Origin of the sequence: Streptomyces sp. RP5T (assembly GCF_003933965.1) — a bacterium.
Classification (GTDB): Bacteria; Actinomycetota; Actinomycetes; order Streptomycetales; family Streptomycetaceae; genus Streptomyces.
This window is the reverse complement of sequence record NZ_RSAJ01000816.1, coordinates 1-3,006: the sequence shown is the minus strand read 5'-3', so window position 1 is coordinate 3,006 and position 3,006 is coordinate 1. Positions and strand designations below refer to the sequence as shown.

Genomic DNA, 3,006 nt, shown 5'->3' with positions numbered 1-3,006 from the left:
CTCGTCGAACACCCGCGCCCGTCGCAGATGCGGAGCCGTACTGCTGCCGTCGGCGACCTCGCAGATCAGCGCCGCGTCACGGATCAGCCGGAGGACGACGGGATCGTCGCCGTAGCGGACGGCGTTCGTGACGAGTTCGCTGACGACCAGTTCCGTCGCGAAGGACGCCTCCCCGAGGCCCCACGCCGTCACCTGTTCGCTCGCCGCCTTCCGCGCCCGTGCCACCGCCGCCGGATCGCGCGGGAGGTGCCAGGTGCGCACCCGCGAGGCGTCCAGGGCCGAGGTGCGGGCCAGCATCAGCACGATGTCGTCGGCGGGACGGGCCGGCAGGACAGCCCGCAGGACGTCGTCGCAGGTCTCCTCCAGCGGGCCCGCCCGGTCGGCGAGGGCCCCGCGCAGCAGGTCGAGGCCCACCTCGATGTCGCGGTCGGCCGCCTCCACCAGGCCGTCGGTGTAGAGGGCGAGCAGGCTGCCCTCCTCCAGCTCCACCTCGACGGACTCGAACGGCAGTCCGCCGAGGCCGAGCGGCGGCCCGGTCGGCAGGTGCAGGAAGCGGACCTCGCCGTCCGGGGTGACCACGGCCGGCGGCGGGTGGCCGGCCCGGGCCATCGCGCAGCGGCGGGAGACCGGGTCGTAGACGGCGTAGAGACAGGTGGCCCCCACCTCACCGGGCGTCGGGGCCTCCGCCGCGCGGTCGCGGGTGTCCGGCCCCTCCTCCCGGTCGAGCCGGACCACCAGGTCGTCGAGCTGGGTGAGCAGCTCGTCCGGGGCGAGGTCCACGTCCGCGAGGGTGCGTACGGCCGTGCGCAGGCGGCCCATCGTGGCCGAGGCGTGGATGCCGTGGCCCACCACGTCGCCCACGACCAGGGCGACCCGGGCACCGGACAGCGGGATGACGTCGAACCAGTCCCCGCCCACGTCCGCGCCGGAACCCGCCGGGAGGTAGCGGTAGGCGACGTCCATGGCCGCGAGGTCCGTCGGCCGCTCGGGCAGCAGGCTGCGCTGGAGGGCGAGCGCGGTACGGCGTTCGAGGGTGTAGCGGCGGGCGTTGTCCACGCTGACGGCGGCTCTCGCGACGATCTCCTCCGCCAGCAGCAGGTCGTCGTCGCTGAAGGGCTCCGCCGTACGGTGCCGCAGGAAGTGCACGAGGCCGAGGGTGACCCCGCGGGCGCGCAGCGGCACCATCATCACCGAGTGGATCCTGAACTTGGCGACGGACTCGGCACGGGCCCGGGAGGAGTCGACCCATTCCCGCATGCCGGGGTCCCCGAGCTTCGGGCGGGTGCCGCGGCCGGCGATCAGGGCTCGCATCGGGGGCGTGTCGACCGGGTAGAACGTCTGCTCGCCGGACGCCACCACCGCCTCCGGACAGCCTTCGAGGACCGACCGCTGGGCCGTACGGCGCACCGTGACCGGCCGGTCCCCCGGCACAGGCTCCGGCTCCTCGCCGAGCGCGACCGACTCCAGCAGGTCCACGGTGACGAAGTCGGCGAAGCCCGTCACGGCCACATCGGCCAGTTCCTCGGCGGTCCGGGTCACGTCCAGGGTGCTGCCGATGCGCAGGCTGGCGTCGTTGAGGACGGCGAGGCGGCGGCGGGCCCAGTACTGCTCGGTGGTGTCGAAGACGGCCGCGGACAGGCCCCGCACCATTCCGCTCGCGTCCTTCAGCGGGGACAGGAACATCGACCAGGCGTGGCCGCGCACCTCGCCGGGCGCCTGTCCGTAGTTCTCGTGGAAGACCGGCTCACCGGTGCGCAGCACCTGCCGCTGGAGGCGGTCGTACTCGTCGAAGGGCGGCGTCGGCTGGATCTCCCACAGGGTCAGTCCGCGCATCTCGGCCACGTCGCGGCCCATCAGGAGGGTCATGACCTCGTTGGCCCACACCAGCCGGGCCTCGGTGTCGTAGACCGCCACCGGCACGGGCAGCTGCGCGAGCGTGAGGTCCCACAGGGCCTCGGCGTCGGGTTGGACGGGCCCGGCCATGTGCTCGGGGGCGGCGGCGGTCACCAGCCACGGCCGCGCGCCCTCGCCGTCCACGAGCGGGGTCCCCTTGAGCCGTACGACGACCCGGCCGCCGCTGCGGGGGCGCAGCGCGACCTCGGTGACCCAGCGCCGGCCCTCGGCGACATGGCGGCGCGCGGACTCGGGCAGGTCGGCGGCGAGCAGTCCGGCGGCCGGGCGTCCCACGACGTCCTCGGCCTCGTATCCGAGCAGCTGACGCGCCCCGGCGCACCACGTCGTGACGGTCCCGTCGGCACCGACGACGACCGCGAGGTCCTCGGGTACGCGTGGCTCCACCGTGCCTCCGGGTGTGCCGCCCCAACTGTCCATGCTCCCAGCGTCGCGCCGCACGGCTCCCCGCTCAAGCGATGACGAGCGATGACAGCCGATGACAAGGACTGACCAGGACTGGCATGGACCGACAAGCGCCGGCAGACGCTGACGGGACGATCCCGGCGCCGCACGGCGCCCGGTGACCTCAGCCCAGCGGGTTGTCGGCCCAGGGCAGCGAGGCCGCCGGGTCGTTGAAGGCTTCCTGGCGGGGCGGCTGCACCTCGTGGCAGGTGAAGCCGAGCCGGGTCAGGGCCCGGCCGACCTCGCCGGCGGTGAAGTCACGGCGGTCCTGCCGGGTGATGACCTGGCCGACCTGCTTGACCGGGTAGACGTGGGGGCCGACGGTCACACACAGGCCGGTGGCGGGTTCGGGCTGGACGCCGTCCATCGACCTCTCGACCTCGCTCATGGTCAGGTCGAAGGGAAAACGTGCGATGACGATGCGCATGGTGCCTCCACGGGGAGCGATCGGGACGTGACGGTGAGAACGGCCAGGGAGCGGCCCTGTTCGTCTCCTTCTCGACGGAACGCCGGCGGCCCGGCCACCGGCCCCGTCAGTCGGTCGTACGGCTATCGGCTGGTGGGGGTGGAGCGGCGGCGGCCCCGCGAGGAGCGGCCGCTGCGGTTGCGTCCCGCGGACCCGGAGCGCTTCGGGGCCTCGGAGGGCGCGGG

General features: G+C 74.1%; 3 protein-coding genes. 1 reads left to right on the top strand and 2 read right to left on the bottom strand.

The annotated features are described in order from the left end of the window. Both EHS43_RS41475 and EHS43_RS41470 read right to left on the bottom strand, forming a co-directional pair. The coding region (locus tag EHS43_RS41475) for a SpoIIE family protein phosphatase (protein ID WP_125195670.1) at nucleotides 1-2,331 on the bottom strand (2,331 nt) is incomplete at its 3' end. Nucleotides 2,332-2,479: 148 nt separating this feature from the next. Next, nucleotides 2,480-2,782, bottom strand: coding sequence for an SCO5918 family protein (locus tag EHS43_RS41470; protein ID WP_125195669.1), 303 nt, complete (start codon nucleotides 2,780-2,782; stop codon nucleotides 2,480-2,482). A gap of 27 nt (nucleotides 2,783-2,809) precedes the next feature. Here EHS43_RS41470 and EHS43_RS47250 point away from each other — a divergent pair. Beyond that, nucleotides 2,810-3,006: hypothetical protein (locus tag EHS43_RS47250; protein ID WP_221740813.1), on the top strand; the 197-nt coding region annotated here is incomplete at its 3' end.

What these genes read in the sequence shown, in the direction of transcription:
- EHS43_RS41470 (WP_125195669.1), bottom strand. Translation starts at nt 2,782, where the DNA reads ATGCGCATCGTCATCGCACGTTTTCCCTTCGACCTGACCATGAGCGAG.